Origin of the sequence: Vibrio rhizosphaerae (assembly GCF_024347095.1) — a bacterium.
GTDB lineage: Bacteria > Pseudomonadota > Gammaproteobacteria > Enterobacterales > Vibrionaceae > Vibrio > Vibrio rhizosphaerae.
Window position 1 is genome coordinate 184589 of sequence record NZ_AP024904.1, and the last position, 19077, is coordinate 203665.

Consider the following 19077-nt stretch of genomic DNA (forward strand, 5'->3'; position numbering starts at 1 on the left):
CTGATGTTATCAATGAAATATGAGTTAAATATGACACTTCAAAGATTAAAAAAGTGAGAAAGCAATCATGAAAAGAATCGTCCAATCGGTATGTTTATCATGCGCGATGATGCTGAGTATCGCAGCCTGTCAGGCTAACCCTCAATCTTATTCATCACATGACCTCACTTGGTGGTCTGTACCTCTCGGGCTGAGTTGGATGTGGCAACTTCAGGATTATGAGAATTTTAAGATTGACCCAGAAATTGATGTTTATGATATTGACCTGTTTGAAGGAAGTGAAGGCGGCGCGCAGAGCTTGATTCACAGACTGAAATCAGCCAATAAAAAGGTCATTTGTTATTTCAGTGCCGGAACGCGAGAGGATTGGCGCAGTGATGCCGGTGATTTTAGCGACAGCGCAGTGATTGCCGACGGAGATATGGACGACTGGCCGGGAGAAGTCTGGCTCAACATTGCCAATCGTGAGGTTCTTGAAAACAATATTAAGCCGATCATGGCAAAGCGGCTCGATTTGGCAGCGGCAAGCGGTTGTGACGCTGTGGAACCGGATAACGTCGATGCTTATGCGAATACGGATGAAACGCACGGTATCATCAGCGCCGATGACCAGCTGAGATACAACCGTTGGTTAGGTGACGCTGCCCATCAGCGAGGCCTTGCTATCGGGCTCAAGAATGATTTGCAGCAGCTTGATGCGTTAGTTGATCACTTTGATTTTGCGGTCAACGAACAATGTTATGCCTATGGGATTGAATGCGTTGACTATCAAGGAACGTTTCTCGCCAAAGGTAAACCGGTCTTTAACCAAGAATACTATACCAACGGTCGGGAAGGCGAAATTGACAAAAGCACGTTCATCTCTTCAGCATGTCCATATTTTCAGAGTGTCGGTATTTCGTCGTTGTGGAAGACGGGATATGCGTTAGATGGGGTTGGGGTGCGGTCTTGTGTACATTAAGCATGGCTGTTGTGTTTTCAACCTCTGGCTTCGGAAATATGGCGCACAATTACGTTTTGCGGTTTCAGAGGCATTGGTGCTCTGTGTGCCTGTTACTCTTGCAGAGATGCAAGCGTAACCAGAAGATCTTTTTTTCTTTGCCTAGCCTCCGGCATCGAAATTTGACGCACAATCAGCGTCAGTGATTTCAGGAGCATCGGTGCTCAGTGCGCCAGTCACTCTTGCCAAGATGCAAGAGTAACCAGAAAATCTTTTTTGTTTGGCTTGGTCGCACGTTTTCCAGAACCAGCTTTTACGGGCGTCCTGCCCGGAAAAGCTTAACCATTCTTCCATGAATGGTTTTCTTCGTTTGGTGGTTGATTTGAGTTGGGTGAAACATAGCAAAAGCTAGAAAAGCTACCTATATCAAAAAATGTCATGTTTGTGTCGATTTTTTCTGGCGGTTTTCTTTAACCTATTCAATGCTATGTAGAGTGTTCAGATGCTTACTTGCGAACAAATGGGGCTTATCCGAGATGTGTATGGCGGGTGGGAACGCTAGTCAATCATTTGTGAGCAAATTAGACAGTGTTGTGCTGTGGTTTGTGACGTAGTGATGTTTTTTACCGACATTTTGTCTGTCTTTTCATGCGATTAGGACAGAAGTTTCATTGGTTGGCGGTAAATATACAGAAGTATTCCTATAGAGTGGTTCTGTATAATGAGCTGTTATGAGCTACCAAACCTCAACATTCAAGTTAATATTCAACACATTTGAAGTAAATTTTTTATGACAGATAAACCTAGATATGGAAGTCAATATTCTGATACTGATTGGGGATGTGACTACTTTGAGATAGAAACAGACACACCGATTGGAAAAATCAAGGTATGTCATGTAGTAGTAAACGACATAAAGATAATATCTGAAGCACTAGCTAAAAAAGTACTCGATACTTCTTGGATGACAAATTTAGATGTAGGTACCAAGAGAGCATATGATAGAACAGTTCAAGAAACTGCTTCTGCACTAGTTGAGATATTTGAATCTACCACCACACCTTCTGATGTAGGGAGTGAGTTTGGTGAAGTAATGGTTTCAATTGGATCTACCAAAGCACTTGAGAAAATATTTAATCATGTAATTTTGCCCATAGCAGAACTCTGGAAGCCCCAGATTAAACAAAATGAAGGCTTTGATTTTCATACAGTATGTCCTGACATGTTTATAAATTTTGGAGAAGCAAAATATTCAGGAAGTGCAAACCCCCATGGTAATGCAATAAATCAATCAAAAGGTTTTATAGATGATGAAAAACATCTAAGGGATTATGTTCACTTAAGAGAGTTGGCTTCAGACGCAGCCATTGAAAACCTGAACAATGATAGTTTTGGTGTTGTCGCGTCATTCTCAATAAATACATCTGACTCACTTGAAGTTTTAAAGAATGCTATTAATACAGCTCAAGATAAATTGAGTTTAGATAGTATAAAAGCAGTATATTTGGTTGGGGTAAGCACATGAGCATAACCGATATTGTAGAAGATATTGAACCAATCAATGGTATTTCTGAACTATTAGATATTCTTCATAAAGAAGGCCCTGTAAGCTCTGAAGTATTAGAAAAGATAGCTTATTATAAAAAGTTCCACAGAGATAAGTTTCAGGAACATGAAGAGAAAATCATCACTTCTCTCGGACTCTTTTATAAATTACCTGAACCAAAAAATTTGTACTCATTCCTTTTGTCGGGTATTGGAAAACGACATAAGGAAGAGTTTGGTGAGTATCTTACCCCTGTTCAGGCAAGTGTAAGAAGAGCAGTTAATGAATATAAAGTGGTTTCTATATCTGCACCAACAAGTGCTGGAAAGTCATATTCTATCAGAGATTTTATTGCTGAAGATGATGGTGATGCTGTTGTAATTGTTCCTTCTAGAGCTTTGATCGCAGAGTATGTCAACACAATGAAGCAAAAGTTCAATGGTGACAAAAATGTGATGATATCCTCATTTGTAGATGACATATTCAAATCTAGGAATCTACGAAGAATATTTATTCTTACACCTGAACGAGCAAGAGACCTATTTTCCAGCAATCTAAACTTAAATATAAAAGTATTTTTCTTTGATGAAGCTCAGGTTTCTGAAGAAAATGAAAGAGGGGTTATTTTCGATGTTCTTGTGCGAAGGGTTAAGCAATATTTTGACAAAGCAAAATTAATTTTTGCGCATCCGTTTGTAGAAAATCCTGACGCTCAACTTAAAAAGCATAACTTTTCTGAAGCAGATGGCTATTCGAGATCATATAGCTATGGCTCTGTAGGTAAAATCTTTATATATCAGCATAAAAATAAAAAATATTATTACTTCTCTCCATTTATTGAACGCGGTCACCAGATTAAAAAATGTGTAGAGCATGAAAAAAAGTTCAGTGATTTTGCATTTGATGGAGCTCACTCCGTCCTTGTCTATGTGTCAAAAGCATCTATATATAACGGTAAATTCATTAAACCATTCAGAAAATATATTGATAATTATGAGAACATAGATTCAGTTGAAGCTGAAGAGATAATTAACACAATTGAACACCTGCTGGGCGCTGATAACGATGAGCATAACTCTGAACTGGTCGCACTATTACGCAAAGGTATTGTTATTCATCATGGTTCAGTACCACTAGAAGTACGTTTTCTTGTCGAAGATTTAATAAGAAAGGGTTATGTAAAAATTTGCTTTGCGACAAGCACGCTTGCACAAGGTGTTAACATGCCGTTTGATATTGTATGGCTTGATAACATGCGAATTCTTGGTGATAGCGATCAAAGTAGATCGTTATCACTTAAAAACCTAATTGGAAGAGCTGGCCGATTATCCAACAAACCTCAATTTGACTTTGGATATGTTTTCACAAAAAGTCCTGAGCTACTCTCCCAAAGAGTTAATGAGAAATTCCTATTAGATGAACAATCAATCATCGACAACCCAGAAACCATAGAAGATCCTGACATTTCGGAATTGATCAATTCAATAAAAGAAGGCAGCTTTGAAGATGATAAGCAAGCACCTTTATCCAAAATTGAGCGCCTATCTGAATCAGAAATATTAAAATACTGTAAAGCAATATTAAGTATTATTTATAACGGAGACTCGATTAAGGATAATCTCTACGGGGCTAAGAATAAAGGAAAAAGAGAATCATTGGAAGAATACTTTAGATTCATATATGAAGCTTCAATTAATAGAGTCTTGTATGATGGTGAAATTGCAGTATTTAATCAGGCAATTTCAATTTTCCTCCAGGTAATTCAAGGGCGATCCTTTAGAGAAATTGTCGGTATTCGATATAGTCATATTTCAAAAAAAGATGAGGGAAGACAAGGTTATGCTGCATTTTCACAGCCGGCTGCCAAATTGCCAAAGAGTACATTGACTCAAAAATATTCAATCTTTGATAAGTACACATTAGCAAAAAACGTTAGTTATGACGCGGTAGTTTTTGACACATATGATTATCTCGATCAAGTTATTTCATTCTCTCTGACCGAGTCCTTTATAACTTCTTTTAAAGTATATAAAGATCAAACATCAGACCAGCGCTCTGATAAAATGATAGAGTTATTACGGTTCGGTACAAATAACACAGTACATACATTGCTAATGCGTTATGGATTTCCACCTGAAGATATTGCAGAAATATCAAAATACATACTTTTCATTAACGAAGACACCATAAAATTCAAGCCTGACATATCAGATGCGCCAGAATATATTCAAAAAATGGTAGATTGGTATTTGCCGGGCTAGGCTCATAACAAGTAAATTCAGGTGACGCCTACGGCGCACCTGATTTAGGCGTTGGTCAAAACTTTGGGAGAACAACATGGGTACTACGACCATTGGTGTTGACCTAGTCACTAAGACCATCCAAGTATGCGTTTATTCGAACTTATATATAGCTTTGAATTGAATCGCATTTTCCTCAGTAAAACGCATAAATCAGGATGTGATAGTATTCTTTGTCTGCGCCTTCTTTTATGCTAGCGCTATTCATCCACAACGAGCTTCAATGCAGCGATTATGAAAACCTCCCTCGACCATCTGCCGGAATATAAACAGCATGAGCTGGCCACGATTTCAACCATTCTGCGTGACACGCTAGAAGATTACCTGCAAGGCAAAACCGGCAGTAAGCGTGAGTTTCGTATTCTGAAAATCATTTTGTTCGGCAGCCATGCCAAAGGTAGTTGGGTTAAGGATCCGGTCAACGGTTATATCAGTGATTACGATATTCTGGTGATTGTAAACAAGGCCGCTTTGGTAGAGGACGATGTGGTCTGGCAGCGTGCTGAGGAGCAAATTGATCGCAAAGTGGAATCCGCGCCGTTGGGTTTGATTGTCCACGATTTGCAGGAAGTGAATGAACGCTTGCAACAGGGGCATTATTTCTTTAAGGATATCCGCGAAGAGGGGATCGAACTGTTTGCTGCGACGCCGAAACCTTTGGTTATGCCGGGCGATTTGAGTGAATCTGAGCTGCGGGAAATTGCTCGCAAACACTATGAGCAGTGGTCTTATTCAGCATTCCGCTTTTTTCGTAATTATGAATTCTCTATTTCCGAGGATGATTTGATTCACGCAGCCTTTATGTTACACCAAGTCACGGAACGTTATTTAGCCTGTACTCTACTCGTGTGTACTAATTACCTACCCAAATCCCACAATATTGAAAAACTGGGCAAACTCTGTTCGCAAATCGACCCTGAGTTTGCAACGATTTTTCCGATGGATAATAAATTCCACCGTCGTAGTTTTCGGCGATTGCAACGCGCTTATATTGATGCCCGTTATTCGGAGCACTACGAAATTACTGCAGAAGAATTGAATTATCTGGAGACAGAAGTCCGACGTTTGCAGGCGCTGGCGGAGCGGGTTTGTTTAGCGCGGATTGATTCTGCCTAATTATTCTCCCTTGAAGGGTTTTCTTTGATTAGTGATTGATTTGAGTGGTGTGAAACATTCTTAAAAAGTTAATTTGGTCACTGAACTCAGGGTGAAAAATCATGGACGATTTTTCAGGATTGCTTGAGCAGGATGCGAATCAATCCGACCCTGATGACGCGCGCTGAACTTAAACCTAGGCCTTTTGGGGTACTTTTTCGGCCTTGAAAAAGTACCTGGGGCGCAGTCGGTGATGATAATGAGATCGGAGAAAGTCATTGCGTCCCAAACTCAGCATCACCCTTTTATTTTTCCAGCCATCGGCGTTGCAGTTTGACGCACAATCAGCGTCAGTGATTTCAGAGGCATTGGTGTTCTGTGCGCCAGTTCATCTTTCAGAGATGAAAGACGAACCAGAAAATCTTTTTTTGTTTGGCTTGGTCGCACGTTGTCCAGAACCAGCTTTTACGGGCGTCCTGCCCGGAAAAGCCTAACCATTCTTCCATGAATGGTTTTCTTTGTTTGGTGGTTGATTTGCGTGGTGTGAAACATTCTTAAAAAGTTAATTTGGTCACTGAACTCAGGGTGAAAAATCATGGACGATTTTTCAGGATTGCTTGAGCAGGATGCGAATCAATCCGACCCTGATGACGCGCGCTGAACTTAAACCTAGGCCTTTTGGGGTACTTTTTCGGCCTTGAAAAAGTACCTGGGGCGCTTTCGGAGATGGCAATGAGATCGAAGAAAGTCATTGCGTCCCAAACTCAGCAGCATCCTTTTACTTTTCCAGCCTTCGGCGTTGCAGTTTGACGCACAATTGCGTTCCTCAATTTCAGAGGCATTGGTGCTCTGTGCGCCAGTTCATCTTTCAGAGATGAAAGACGAACCAGAAAATCTTTTTTTGTTTGGCTTGGTCGCACGCTTTCCAGAACCGGCTTTTACGGGCGTCCTGCCCGGAAAAGCCTAACCATTCTTCCATGAATGGTTTTCTTTGTTTGGTGGTTGATTTGCGTGGTGTGAAACATTCTTAAAAAGTTAATTTGGTCACTGAACTCAGGGTGAAAAATCATGGACGATTTTTCAGGATTGCTTGAGCAGGATGCGAATCAATCCGACCCTGATAACAGGCACTGAACTCAACCCCTAGGCCTTTTGGGGTACTTTTTCGGCCTTGAAAAAGTACCTGGGGCGCTTTCGGAGATGGCAATGAGATCGGAGAAAGTCATTGCGTCCCAAACCAGCAGCCTATCATGATTACCTTTCCAGCCTTGGGCTCCCTGATTTGACGCACAATTGCGTTCCTCAATTTCAGAGGCATTGGTGCTCAGTGCGCCAGTTCATCTTTCAGAGATGAAATCGAAGAAAGTCATTGCGTCCCAAACTCAGCAGCATCCTTTTACTTTTCCAGCCTCCGGCGTGTGTCCCAAATCGTGCTTTACTTGAGTATTGAACTTTAAATTACATAACCGTTTTCATCCTGTGGGGGAATGTGCTCACCTTAATCATGTTGCCACCTTAATAAGGTGCTAGCAGCAAATAGCTATGGATATAACCGAAGATCATTATCAAGACGCCCTTATAATATAATCAGAGACATTCATTATTTATATTATTGAGCCTAACTAAAGCTTTGGCATAATTTTGAACGAGGAAGGATTTTTTCGAAGCACATGTTTGCAACCGCGCCAAATATCTGAAATAGAGCTCATGCTTTCAGAGCAAAAAATAGTTATAACAGTAAGTTATGTTGACTTCACATCAGATTCTTGCTTCTCTAGTGCAAAGATGACCCACCTTCACATTATATAAAGTCATTATCGGTGAAGTGAAAAATAATAACTCTGCATATCAGCCGAGAGACTCCCCCGTAACGAATTGCTAAGGAAGTATGTTGATGAAAAAATTCCTCGAAAATAGGCTAATTGGCACCAAGTTGGCTCTTGGGTTTGGCTCTGTACTGCTACTGGCCTTGGTGGTCGGTATTGTTGGTATTACAGGCGTCAATACCTTACATGTGCGAGCTGAAAAGGTGCGACTTTCAAACGATCTTGATGACACCATTGTCGATATGCGAATCGATTTAGAACACTATGTTATTTCTGGGTCAGCAGAAAATAATAGTCAGGTGCAACACGATATAAACCAACTGCAAGGCTATCTTCAAACCGCTGAACAATTATACAGTGGCGTTAAGGTGAAAGATTTAACTCAGCAAACTCAAAACAACCTTGCTGATTACCAAAAAACCTTAACGAAACTGATTGCTGCCCGAACGCGATGGGATGGTATCGATAGCAATGCAGTACAGTATTTGCAGTCAATTTATACGCAATACAGACAAATCATTGAACAGCTTCGTCAACAAAACGATCCTCAAGCCTTTACTGCGGCTTTAGATGTTTCAAATGATTGGTACGCGCTCACGACGGAAATGAACAAATACATTAGCAAAAAACAAGATATTCCGATTGAGCTGGTGACCACCCGGTTTCAGTCGGTCGTCAAAAAAACCGCAGCACTACAACTCCCTGATGCCTTAGATGATTCTCGTAAAAGTATTCTCACCCTTCTGGGGAAATATGAAGAGCTTGGAAAAATTAACCCGGAGATCAATAAGAACCTGACAGATGCGCAAAACAGACTGATTGAGTTATCCATCCAAATGGATAAACAAATCGATGCGATTACGTCGATTCAAGAGCAAAATAGTATCGAAGATGGTCGCGAAGTTTCGATGTTATCCATCACCGCAACAGCAATCGCTATTTTGATCGGCATATTTTTCTCATTCTTTATTCGCCACATGATCGTCCAGCCCATGAATGAGGTTATCCATGCAGTCGGCAAAATTGCCAAAGGTGATCTCACCCAGAATCTGTCCACCGACCGTAAGGATGAGCTTGGCCAGCTCTTTAATCACATTGGTGAAATGAGCAAAACGCTGAACAAACTTATTTCTGAAGTTGTCTCGGGTGTCATGAGCTTAAGCGCCACAAGCGAGCAGTTAGAAAGCATCTCGAAGCAAAGCCAGCAGATGATGCAATCACAGCGCGATGAAACAGACCAAGTGGCAACGGCGATCAATGAAATGTCCGCCACAGTATCTGAGGTTGCCCGAAATGCTGAAACCGCCGCTGAAGCGACCACGAAAACCGACAATATCATTATTCAGGGCAATAACATTGTGAATGCCACTGCCCAAACAATCGATGCCTTAGCCAGTGACATCGCATCCACAAGTGAAGCTATGGAGCAACTCAAACTCCGGACCGATAACGTTGGCAATGTTTTGGAAGTCATTAAGGCTGTCGCTGAACAAACAAACCTACTAGCACTAAATGCTGCGATTGAAGCTGCGCGCGCTGGTGAAGCCGGTAGAGGTTTTGCTGTTGTGGCAGATGAAGTCCGTGGACTCGCCAGCCGGACACAAAGCTCAGCCAAAGAGATCGAAGACCTGATTGTTGAACTGCAAGATGGTGCACAAGCGTCATTAGACAAAATGATTGGCAGTCGGGAGCTTTCAGGCAAGAATGCAGAACAAGCGAAAGATGTTCTTACGTTATTTGAAGATATCAGTGAGCAAGTTCGTGATGTTCAAGATATGAACAATCAGATTGCAACCGCTGCGGAAGAACAATCTCAAGTTTCAGAAGATATTAATCGCAGTGTCGAGAATGTGCGTGAATTAGCGGATAAAACTGCGGAAGGCTCTTTAGAATCGGTAAACGCAGTAACCAACTTAAGACAACTCAGCCAGCAACTGAAAAAACTGACTGACCAGTTCTCGATTTAATCTCATCACGTCATTGAACCAAGAGTTAAAATTAGAGGTGGAGATGGTAAGCATACAAAGCGTTCAGTAGGGATGCGCAACACTGGGTGTTATCGTTCAAGGAGGCGATGATGGCAAAGGTTATATCGGTGAGTAAGAGTGAAGAACATCACTTTTCCAAATCGGCCGTAAAAGCAATCACCTTAATCCAAGGAGAGGGGGTTGAGGGTGATGCGCACAGAGGTACGACGGTAAAACATCGTTCTAGGGTAAAAGTTGATCCGACGCAGCCAAATTTAAGGCAAGTGCATCTCATCCATGGCGAATTGTTTAACGAATTAGATCAGCAGGGGTTCGATATAGAGCCCGCTGCATTGGGTGAAAACATCACGACACAGGGAATCGACTTACTCTCATTGCCCAAGGGGACAAGGTTACAATTTCCGAGTGGGGCACAAATTTCTGTAACAGGTCTGCGAAACCCATGTCCGCAAATAGAAAATTATCAGAAAGGGTTGTTATCAGCCTTATTGGGCCGGGACGAGTCAGGAAAAACGGTCCGCAAAGCCGGTGTCATGGGGATTGTTGTCATGGGGGGTGATGTGCATGAAGGGGATCATATTGACGTTGTTTTCCCTGATGAGCCATTTCAAACGTTAGAGGTTGTTTAAGGGTGAATCATGAACAATCGCTCTCATTTTACGATTTGGTGCGATAAGTCTGTCGCAGAACACAAGGGGTAGGTTTATTGTGCAACTGACTCACGGGAGAACCTGATGAACCTGGAACGAATCCACCATGTCGCTATCATTTGTTCTGATTATCAAAGGTCTAAAGCATTCTACACGGAAATCTTAGGTCTCAAGATTCTGGCGGAAAATTATCGAGAAAACCGGAACTCATATAAGTTAGACTTAGCATTGCCCAATGGTGAGCAACTAGAGTTATTCTCTTTTCCGTCGCCACCACCAAGAGTGAGTCATCCTGAAGCACAAGGTCTTAGACATTTGGCTTTTGCTGTCAGCTCTATTGAATCCACCGTAAGCGAGCTACATTTACATGGGATCGATGTTGAGCCTATTCGTATTGACGAATTTACAGGTAAAAAATTTACGTTTTTCCAAGACCCTGATGGCTTACCGCTCGAGTTGTGTGAAGAATAAACAGGCGGGTGTCTGAAAAAGCCTAACCTTTATCTCATTTGCCCGGCCTCGGGTCTCAAAACATGATGCACCTTGCGTTTTCGCACCCCAAATAACAACACAATCTACGGTAGGCATGGCATTCGTTACTTGATAGCCTAGGCACAATCAATTCAGACAGCATTATTAGGAAATCCTATGGATAATTTTACTTACTTCAACCCAACTAAAATTCACTTTGGCAAAGGTCAGATTGCCACGCTGAAAGAAGAAATCGCTCCCAATAGCCGTGTTTTGCTGACTTACGGCGGGGGAAGTATTAAAGCAAACGGTGTCTACGAGCAAGTGCTCGATGCGCTGCAAGCGTGTACTGTGGTCGAGTTTGGCGGGATTGAACCGAACCCGCATTACGAAACCCTGATCAAAGCGGTGGCTGTGGCAAAGCAAGAGCAGATTGATGTCATTCTGGCTGTCGGTGGCGGCTCAGTGATCGATGGCAGTAAGTTTATTGCTGCTGCGGCATGTTATGACGGGGACGCCTGGGACATTATGACCACCGGTGGTGATTGTGTCCGTCGCGCTTTGCCTTTGGGCTGTGTGCTGACGTTGCCTGCGACCGGCTCTGAAATGAACAAAAACAGCGTCGTTACCCGGGCAGAAACACAAGATAAACTTTCTTTTGGCTCTGATTTCGTCCGTCCGGTCTTCTCGATCCTTGATCCGCAAACGACGTATACATTGCCACCGCGTCAAATTGCCAATGGCGCTGTCGATAGCTTCGTTCACATCATGGAGCAGTACATGACTTATCCGGTCAACGCCAAAGTCTCTGACCGTTTTGCCGAAAGTTTATTGCTGAATCTGCTGGAAGACGGCCCGGCAGCGCTGGCGACCCCGGAAGATTATGAAGTCCGGGCGAATCTGATGTGGACGGCGACAATGGCCCTCAACGGAACACTGAAAAACGGGGTCCCGTCTGACTGGGCAACTCATGCCATTGGTCATGAACTGACCGCGTTATACGGTCTCGACCACGCTCAGACGCTGGCGATTGTCATGCCGGCGCTGTGGCGCTACAAAAAAGAGCAGAAAAAAGGCAAGCTGTTACAGTATGCGCATCGCGTCCTCAATATTACCTCGGGGACAGAAGATGAGCAGATTGAACAGGCGATTCAACAAACTGAAGCCTTCTTCACTCAGATGGGCAACCCGACCCGCCTGTCTGACTACAATCTGAGTGAGAAAGATATTCCGGCCGTGCAAGAAAAACTCACCGAGCACGGGATGCTGGCACTTGGAGAACATCAGGATATTACGCCGCACGATGCCGCAGCAATATTAAAAATGGCGCTGTAACTGTGCAGTGAATCAAATCAGCCCGATCATGAGATCATCATGATCGGGTTTTTTGTGCCGACTCCCGGGTTGTAAATACAATACATCCCTCAATACCAGCCTTTGAAATTGTGATAAGAGACTTTACGCGTCCGATGGGATCGGTCATATTGCGGCACTGACTAAAATCGCTGATGATTCAAACTCCCTTGGATGTAGATGTTGAAGATGACCACCGTTCTGACTCATAAAGATTATTTAAAAATTGCTATTCCTTTTATCGTATCGACGGTCACTCAGCCGTTGCTGGGTGCGGTGGATACCGCTGTGATCGGTCAGCTTGGTTCGGCAGCGCTGATTGGTGGTGTTGCGGTCGGCACCGTGATCATGAATACCCTGTATTGGTTGTTCGGATTTTTCCGCGTGAGTACCACGGGGCAGAGTGCCATTGCTTTAGGCCAAAACAGTGAGTCAGCGAAGGCAAGTAGTTTGCTGCATCCTTTTGTCATGGCTGCGGTGGTTGGCGTTATTTTTATTCTGGGTCAGAGTCTGATTTGGCGCGGTGCTGAGTGGATTATTCAGCCGGAGCCGGAGGTCGCGGTGCAGACCCGGGAATACTTCTTCATCCTGATTTGGGGGGCGCCATTCGTATTACTCAACTATACCCTGATTGGCTGGCTGATGGGGCAGGCAAAAGTCAAAGAGACGTTGCTGACTCAGATTTTCGGTAATGTACTGAATATCGTGTTAGATATTTTGTTTGTGGTCGGCTTGAATATGGGGGTGGCCGGAGTGGCGATCGCGACGTTGATGGCGCAGATGACTACGTTTGTGATTGGGATATATCTGGTGCGCCGGGCTGCGGGGTTCTCATTTGCGCCTTATCTGGGGTTAGCGAAAATGGGGCGTCAGGAACTCAAAACAATTGTCTCGGCCAATACCGATCTGATGTTGCGCACTGTGTGCCTGCTGGCGATGTTTAACTGCATGGCGCGATTTGGTTCAGCGCTGGGGGCGGAGACGCTGGCAGCCAATTCTATTATGATGCAAATGACCTTTCTGATGAGCTACATGTTTGAAGGGGTGGCCAATGCATCGAGCGTGTTCAGTGGCAAATCGGTGGGTGAGAAATCACCGGGCCTGTTTGCCCGGATGTTAAAGGTGAATTTTCAGTGGACCAGTGGGCTGATTGCATTACTCACCTTGGTGATGGTGTTTAGCCATCAGCAGCAGGTGCGGCTGTTTACCCAGATCCCTGACGTGATTCAACAGTATCATCAGGTCAGTGGCTGGTTGATTGCTTTTCCGCTGGTGGCTGGATTCGGCCTGACGGTTTACGGGATTTTTACCGGTAGCGGTACCACCCGTCCGGTCAGAAATGCCACATTTATGGCATTGACGGTATTTCTGCTGGCGATTTATCTCACTATGGATGTGTGGGGAAATCAGGGGCTCTGGCTGGCGTTTACGCTGTTTTATATCGGGCGTTTTGCCTTTCTTTATCCGTCTATCGGTCAGGTGCGTCAGCGTTGTGTGGCTGATTGACGCCGGTCAATCCGGTCAATAAAGCCCTGCATTTGTCTCATATGACAGAAGGTATCGTTGGGGTATTTGGTTTGGCGGTTCAACGGCATGGATTCAAGACTGAATCAATGGTTCAATGCTGATTCGGTCGCATCATTGATTAGATAAGGATGTATCACTTATGGCATTTTCTGCATGGTTATCACTATTTACTATCTGCCTGTTAGGTGCGATGTCTCCGGGGCCGAGTCTGGCGATGGTGACCAAACATACACTTGCCGGAGGGCGGCTGAATGGGATTGCCACCGCTTGGGCCCATGCTTTGGGGATCGGTGCATATGCATTTCTGACGGTGATTGGGCTCTCGATTGTGTTGCAACAGGCGCAGTGGCTGTTTCAGGCAATTAGTTTGCTCGGGGCTGTTTATCTGGCTTATCTGGGCTGGAAGGCGTTGCGTTCCCGGGGCGGTGTGGCCACAAGTGTGGAGACCGGTATCCGTGTTTCGGTATGGCAATCGGCCAAAGAAGGGCTGATGATTTCGATGCTGAATCCGAAAATTGCCTTATTTTTTACCGCATTATTTAGCCAGTTTATCACGCTGAGTCATGATGCGCTGAGCCGGGCCATTGTGGTGATGACGCCGCTGTTCGTGGATGGATTATGGTACACCTTGCTGGCGTTACTGTTTTCCAGTGCGGCGGTATTGACTCGTTTAAAGCGTCAAGCCGTGCTGATCGATCGGATTTCTGGTGTGGTTTTGATCGCATTGGCTTGCCGGATTATGATAAATATTTGATTTAAATCAATTTTTAGATTGTGTCATAATGACTCTTTCATGTCTATATGCACGAATTAAGTGTGTTAAAATGACCTACATCTTATCAGGTTATTATTTTAAATTAATGAAATATATATAGTTTTTTCATGGCATGGTTTATGCCCTTCTGGCTCCGGAATTCAAATAAATTCATACAACAATATCTGGAGCGAGCCTATGTTTTGTATTCAATGTGAACAGACGATTCAAACCCCGGCAGGAAAAGGGTGTGCCTATGCGCAGGGGATGTGTGGTAAAACTGCTGAAGTCTCTGATTTACAAGATGTTCTGGTCTATTCACTGCAAGGGGTTTCTTTCTGGGCAAATCTCGGTCGGCAGTGTGGTGTGATTGATCCGATGATTGATCAATGGGCACCGAAAGCATTCTTCTCGACATTAACGAACGTCAATTTTGATCCGGAACGCATTGTTGAGCTGGCGATTGAATCGAATCAATACCGTCGTTCGCTGGCTGAACGGGTTCAAGCTGCTGCTGTGCTGCACAATATGGTTATTCCAACGCCATACACCGCAGCTCTGGCCGACTTGCCGGAAAGTCGCGATGCATTATTGTCATTGGCACCGGATGCCACGGTCAATCGCGGCCACAATGAACTGCATGAAGATATTATCGGGTTAAGACTTTTGTGTCTGTACGGCTTGAAAGGCGCTGCCGCTTATCTGGAACACGCCCGGGTGCTGGGACAAACAGATGCAGAGATGTACGGGCAATACCACAAGATTATGGCTTGGTTAGGCAGTGATCCGGAAGAGGCCAAAGCATTGCTCGATACCGCAATGGAAATCGGGCTGATGAACTTTAAGATTATGGAAATGCTCGATAAAGGGGAAACCGAGACCTTTGGGCATCCGGAACCCACCACCGTCAATGTGAAACCGGTCAAAGGGAAATGTATTTTAGTCTCCGGGCATGACCTGCACGATTTGGAAAAAATTCTCCAGCAGACGGAAGGGTTGGGCATCAATGTTTATACCAATGGGGAAATGTTACCGGCTCATGCCTATCCGGAATTGAAAAAGTACCCGCATCTGGTCGGTAACTACGGTAGTGCGTGGCAGAACCAGCAGAAAGAATTTGCCAATTTCCCCGGTGCGATTGTCATGACCTCGAACTGCTTGCTCAATCCGAATGTCGGTCAGTATGCCGAGCGGATTTTTACCCGCAGTATTGTTGGTTGGCCGGGTGTGCAGCATATAGAAGGGGATGATTTTAGTGACGTGATCCGGTGTGCGCTTGCCCAAGACGGTTTCCGTCATGATGAAATTGAACATTTCATCACCATTGGATTTGGCCGCAATGCATTGATGCAAGCCGCGCCTGCTGTGATTGATCAAATTAAACAGGGCAATATTAAACACTTCTTCTTAGTGGGCGGGTGTGACGGTGATAAAGCGGAAAGAAGCTACTATACCGAATTTACCGAAAAAGCACCGCAAGATAGTGTGATTCTGACGCTCGCCTGCGGGAAATACCGCTTCAACAAAAATGACTTCGGTGAGATTAACGGTATTCCGCGTTTATTGGACGTCGGTCAATGTAATGATGCCTACTCCGCCATTCAACTGGCGCTGGCACTGGCAAATGAGTTTGACTGTGGTGTCAATGATTTACCGTTAACCTTGGTGTTGTCATGGTTTGAACAAAAAGCCATCGTGATTTTACTGACACTGCTCGCTTTAGGTGTGAAAGGCATTTATACCGGCCCGACGGCCCCGGCGTTCCTCACACCGAATTTGATGGCCATTCTGCAAAGCGAATTTGATATGCGCAGTATTACCACCGTGGATAATGACCTGAATACAATCCTTGTAGCATGATTAATATGCACTATCATGCATTTGTTGCGCGCTCTCGGGAAACCGGGAGGCGCATTTCTGTTCTTCCCCCAATTCAAAAAGTAACCATCATTTAAGAGGGAGTATAACGATGATCGCAGAGGATTTTGATACGCCTGTTGCATTAGTCTGTACCGAAAAGTGGCATGAAACACCGGATACCGTGAGTTTCGTGCTGGCTTGCCCGGAGAATGCCCGCCGTTTTCATTTTAAACCCGGCCAGTTTGCGAGTTTAGGGTTTGAGATTGACGGTAAAATTGAGTATCGCGCCTACTCGATCAGCACCTTGCCAGAACAGACGATGATGAAGTTTACGGTCAAGCGTGTCGAAGGCGGTAAAGTCTCCAACCATGTGATTGATCATCTCAGTTCGGGTGACCGGGTTCAGTTACTGAAACCGCAGGGCGCGTTTAATAATGTGGATTGTTCTCACCGCGGACGTGTTGCACTGATCAGTGCCGGATGCGGTATTACGCCGGTGATGTCGATGACCGCAGACTGGCTCTCGCGAGGGGGTGTCGATATTGTCTTTATTCATATTGCCCGAGATGTGCGCCATACCATTTATTATGAAGAGTTATTACATTTGAATACGGTTCACCCATCATTTCATCTGAAATTATTGCTCAAACAAGCCGGGAAGAGCGAGCATATGCAGGGGCGCCTGGATCAGGATTACCTGCTGAAACTTTGTCCGGATATTCTGGAAAGAACGGTCTATCTGTGCGGCCCCGAAGGCTTTATGCAAGATGTCACCACTTATCTCGATCAGATTGGGTTTCAAATGTCAGACTGTTATCAGGAGCGATTCAGTGCCGCGGCTATCGGGATGGATTCACCACAGCCTGATGACGACAGCCACGCTTCGGTCACCGTTGAGGTGCCCGGTTTTGGCATCTCTGCCGATGCACAGCAAGGTGATACCTTGTTAGACGTTCTTGAGTCAGCCGGTGTGCCGGTGATTGCCGCGTGTCGCAGTGGGATTTGCGGATCATGTAAATGCCGGGTCGAACAGGGGCAGATTGAGTTTTCCAGTCAGGAAACACTGAGTGAAGCGGAGATCCGGGATGGTTACGTGCTCGCCTGTTCGAGTCGGGTTCGTTCGGATCTGAAAGTGTCCCTCTGAACCATGTCCGCAGCGGTCAAGGCGGCGAATACGTATTCGGCCAGAGTCAGCATCAGAACGTGAATGACAGTGCGAGTGTAAAAATTTGGCTGTCATTCTCAATGGATGTTGTTTGTAGCTGAGTAAAGTGACCACTGAGTGGTGTGTGCGGGCTGCGGACATATTCCCATTCGGCATTTATCACTAATCGAGGCGTGAGCGGATAGCGCATTCCGATCAGATAGGTCTGGTTCGCGTGGCCGCGCAATTGCCCGTACTGAATATAAGGGAGCCAATGGCCCATATCCCGGGAAATACCCATGTACCAGTCGGCAAAAAGTCCCGAATCATATAGTGTTTCTACCGTCATATTGTAGCCGCGGTATAAATAGTTAAATCCGACCGACAGCATATCCAAGTCATAATGATAAACCGTGTTCCCGTTTTGATTCTGATCAGAGTTGACGGACAAATAGGACAGATGGAGTTGATGATCGTCTTGAAACAGATCCACGGTTAAGCCATACGCATCACTGCTATCGAGTGTGAAAGGCTTGCCGAAGAATTGATAATCATTCTTCTCGGCTGCGGCAATGTAGGGGGAAATTTTGAGTTGTAATTGCTCGGTCGGCCAGTATTGCCACTCGTATGCGGCACCATTGTAATGGGTCACCCCGACAAAGCTGTCATATATGTCGTGAGGCGGACGAATCCACGGATAGGCTGCCGAGACATAATAATACTCCGACAGTAAAAACATCGGGATTCTCAGCCGTCCGAGTTTCAGGGTTGAATTGCCTTGTGTATAAGCCAGATAAGCCCATTCTAACTCCGGATCTGAATAATTGTCCTGAGGGCGTTTGACAGCCTGAACCGAACCGCGGAACTGATCATTGATAACCCAGTCCAGTTGCAGGCCGAGGGTACTGTCACAGTCTGCACACCATTGATCATCTATATCCCGATAGACAAAAACAGGCACATGGCTGTCAGAGCGGCTGAGGCTGAATGTACCAAAGCCACTGAGACGAATGGCGTCATTAAATTCGTACTGGTGTGCACTGGTTTGGAGTGTGATCATCCAGACAAATATGAATTGTATCCAATGCTTCATAGGGCGTCCTCGTCACCAAAACGATAAAGAATGCGAACCTGATCTGAAAGCCAGTCTTGAGGAATATAGGCTATGCCATTGGGATGTTCGTCCAGCCACTGACTGATGGTATGCATATCCTCATTGTAGAGTTCATAAGGGGGGATAAATTTGCCGGAAAAACTTTGTCTGGCCCGAATAGCCTGCATTTGCGCCGGTGATTTTCCCAGTAGGCGAAGGTAGAAATGTGCCCGGATGCTGGAGTCGGCAGGTAAATCGGCCAATTGAATATGTGTGCCGTTAATGTGAGTCAACCGCCCCCGGTAGAGCATTTTGACCTGAACATCGGTTAACAACGGGAGTGCGTTCTTCTTGGTAATAATTGCAAATTGATCTGCAATACAGGATGTACTGAATAATAAAACACAAAGCACCCACCAAGGACCGGCAATACGCAAATACAGTTCTCCATTGCAGTGAGATTAAGTTCGGGCAAGTCATTCTATAACGTCTATATTTAAAAAGTAGGCCAGCTTCGTAAAGTTTCAAGG

Annotated in this window: 16 protein-coding genes; 13 read left to right on the plus strand and 3 right to left on the minus strand. The window is 44.7% G+C overall.

Annotated features, from left to right (window positions below):
• Positions 1-67: 67 nt before the first annotated feature.
• Positions 68-961 carry an endo alpha-1,4 polygalactosaminidase gene (locus tag OCV37_RS16035; RefSeq protein ID WP_038180293.1) on the plus strand — a complete coding sequence of 298 codons (894 nt, stop codon included), beginning with the start codon at positions 68-70 and terminating at the stop codon, positions 959-961.
• A gap of 141 nt (positions 962-1102) precedes the next feature.
• Here the strand turns inward: OCV37_RS16035 and OCV37_RS16040 are convergent, their stop codons facing one another.
• Complete coding sequence (locus OCV37_RS16040; protein ID WP_038180294.1) at positions 1103-1294, minus strand: hypothetical protein; 192 nt, start codon at positions 1292-1294, stop codon at positions 1103-1105.
• A gap of 436 nt (positions 1295-1730) precedes the next feature.
• On the opposite strand from OCV37_RS16040, the gene OCV37_RS16045 reads away from it, so the two are divergent.
• The 12 genes from OCV37_RS16045 (at position 1731) to OCV37_RS16100 (ending at position 17454) form a co-directional block, all read left to right on the plus strand.
• Positions 1731-2465, plus strand: a complete 735-nt coding sequence (locus tag OCV37_RS16045) for a hypothetical protein (RefSeq protein WP_038180299.1) — start codon at positions 1731-1733, stop codon at positions 2463-2465.
• Positions 2462-4747 (plus strand): DEAD/DEAH box helicase, encoded by a 2286-nt coding sequence (locus tag OCV37_RS16050; RefSeq protein ID WP_038180302.1) that lies wholly within the window; start codon positions 2462-2464, stop codon positions 4745-4747. The genes OCV37_RS16045 and OCV37_RS16050 overlap by 4 nt, the downstream gene beginning before the upstream one ends.
• Before the next feature lie 273 nt (positions 4748-5020).
• Complete coding sequence (locus tag OCV37_RS16055) at positions 5021-5902, plus strand: HEPN domain-containing protein (protein ID WP_038180304.1); 882 nt, start codon at positions 5021-5023, stop codon at positions 5900-5902.
• A 730-nt stretch (positions 5903-6632) separates the two neighbouring features.
• The gene (locus OCV37_RS16060) at positions 6633-6848 is read left to right on the plus strand and encodes a hypothetical protein (protein ID WP_261888160.1); all 216 of its coding nucleotides are present in this window, start codon (positions 6633-6635) and stop codon (positions 6846-6848) included.
• A 927-nt stretch (positions 6849-7775) separates the two neighbouring features.
• Positions 7776-9674 carry a HAMP domain-containing methyl-accepting chemotaxis protein gene (locus OCV37_RS16065; RefSeq protein ID WP_051680760.1) on the plus strand — a complete coding sequence of 633 codons (1899 nt, stop codon included), beginning with the start codon at positions 7776-7778 and terminating at the stop codon, positions 9672-9674.
• Between the two features lie 110 nt (positions 9675-9784).
• Complete coding sequence (locus OCV37_RS16070; protein WP_038184339.1) at positions 9785-10324, plus strand: MOSC domain-containing protein; 540 nt, start codon at positions 9785-9787, stop codon at positions 10322-10324.
• A gap of 105 nt (positions 10325-10429) precedes the next feature.
• The gene (gene gloA2 / locus OCV37_RS16075) at positions 10430-10816 is read left to right on the plus strand and encodes an SMU1112c/YaeR family gloxylase I-like metalloprotein (protein WP_038184337.1); all 387 of its coding nucleotides are present in this window, start codon (positions 10430-10432) and stop codon (positions 10814-10816) included.
• Positions 10817-10993: 177 nt separating this feature from the next.
• A complete protein-coding gene (locus tag OCV37_RS16080) occupies positions 10994-12151 on the plus strand; it encodes an iron-containing alcohol dehydrogenase (RefSeq protein ID WP_038184334.1) in 1158 nt (385 codons plus the stop codon).
• A 207-nt stretch (positions 12152-12358) separates the two neighbouring features.
• Positions 12359-13675 carry an MATE family efflux transporter gene (locus OCV37_RS16085; protein ID WP_038184675.1) on the plus strand — a complete coding sequence of 439 codons (1317 nt, stop codon included), beginning with the start codon at positions 12359-12361 and terminating at the stop codon, positions 13673-13675.
• A 160-nt stretch (positions 13676-13835) separates the two neighbouring features.
• Complete coding sequence (locus OCV37_RS16090; RefSeq protein WP_038184332.1) at positions 13836-14450, plus strand: LysE family translocator; 615 nt, start codon at positions 13836-13838, stop codon at positions 14448-14450.
• 198 nt (positions 14451-14648) lie between these two features.
• Entirely contained in the window at positions 14649-16310 is a 1662-nt protein-coding gene (hcp, locus tag OCV37_RS16095) for a hydroxylamine reductase (RefSeq protein ID WP_038184331.1), read from the plus strand.
• A 109-nt stretch (positions 16311-16419) separates the two neighbouring features.
• A complete protein-coding gene (locus tag OCV37_RS16100) occupies positions 16420-17454 on the plus strand; it encodes a hybrid-cluster NAD(P)-dependent oxidoreductase (protein ID WP_038184328.1) in 1035 nt (344 codons plus the stop codon).
• A 52-nt stretch (positions 17455-17506) separates the two neighbouring features.
• Here the strand turns inward: OCV37_RS16100 and OCV37_RS16105 are convergent, their stop codons facing one another.
• Positions 17507-18547, minus strand: a complete 1041-nt coding sequence (locus tag OCV37_RS16105) for a hypothetical protein (RefSeq protein ID WP_051680758.1) — start codon at positions 18545-18547, stop codon at positions 17507-17509.
• Positions 18544-18984: a hypothetical protein gene (locus OCV37_RS16110; protein ID WP_051680756.1), complete on the minus strand. Its 441-nt coding sequence runs from the start codon at positions 18982-18984 to the stop codon at positions 18544-18546. Before OCV37_RS16110 ends, OCV37_RS16105 begins: the two co-directional genes overlap by 4 nt.
• Positions 18985-19077 lie beyond the last annotated feature (93 nt).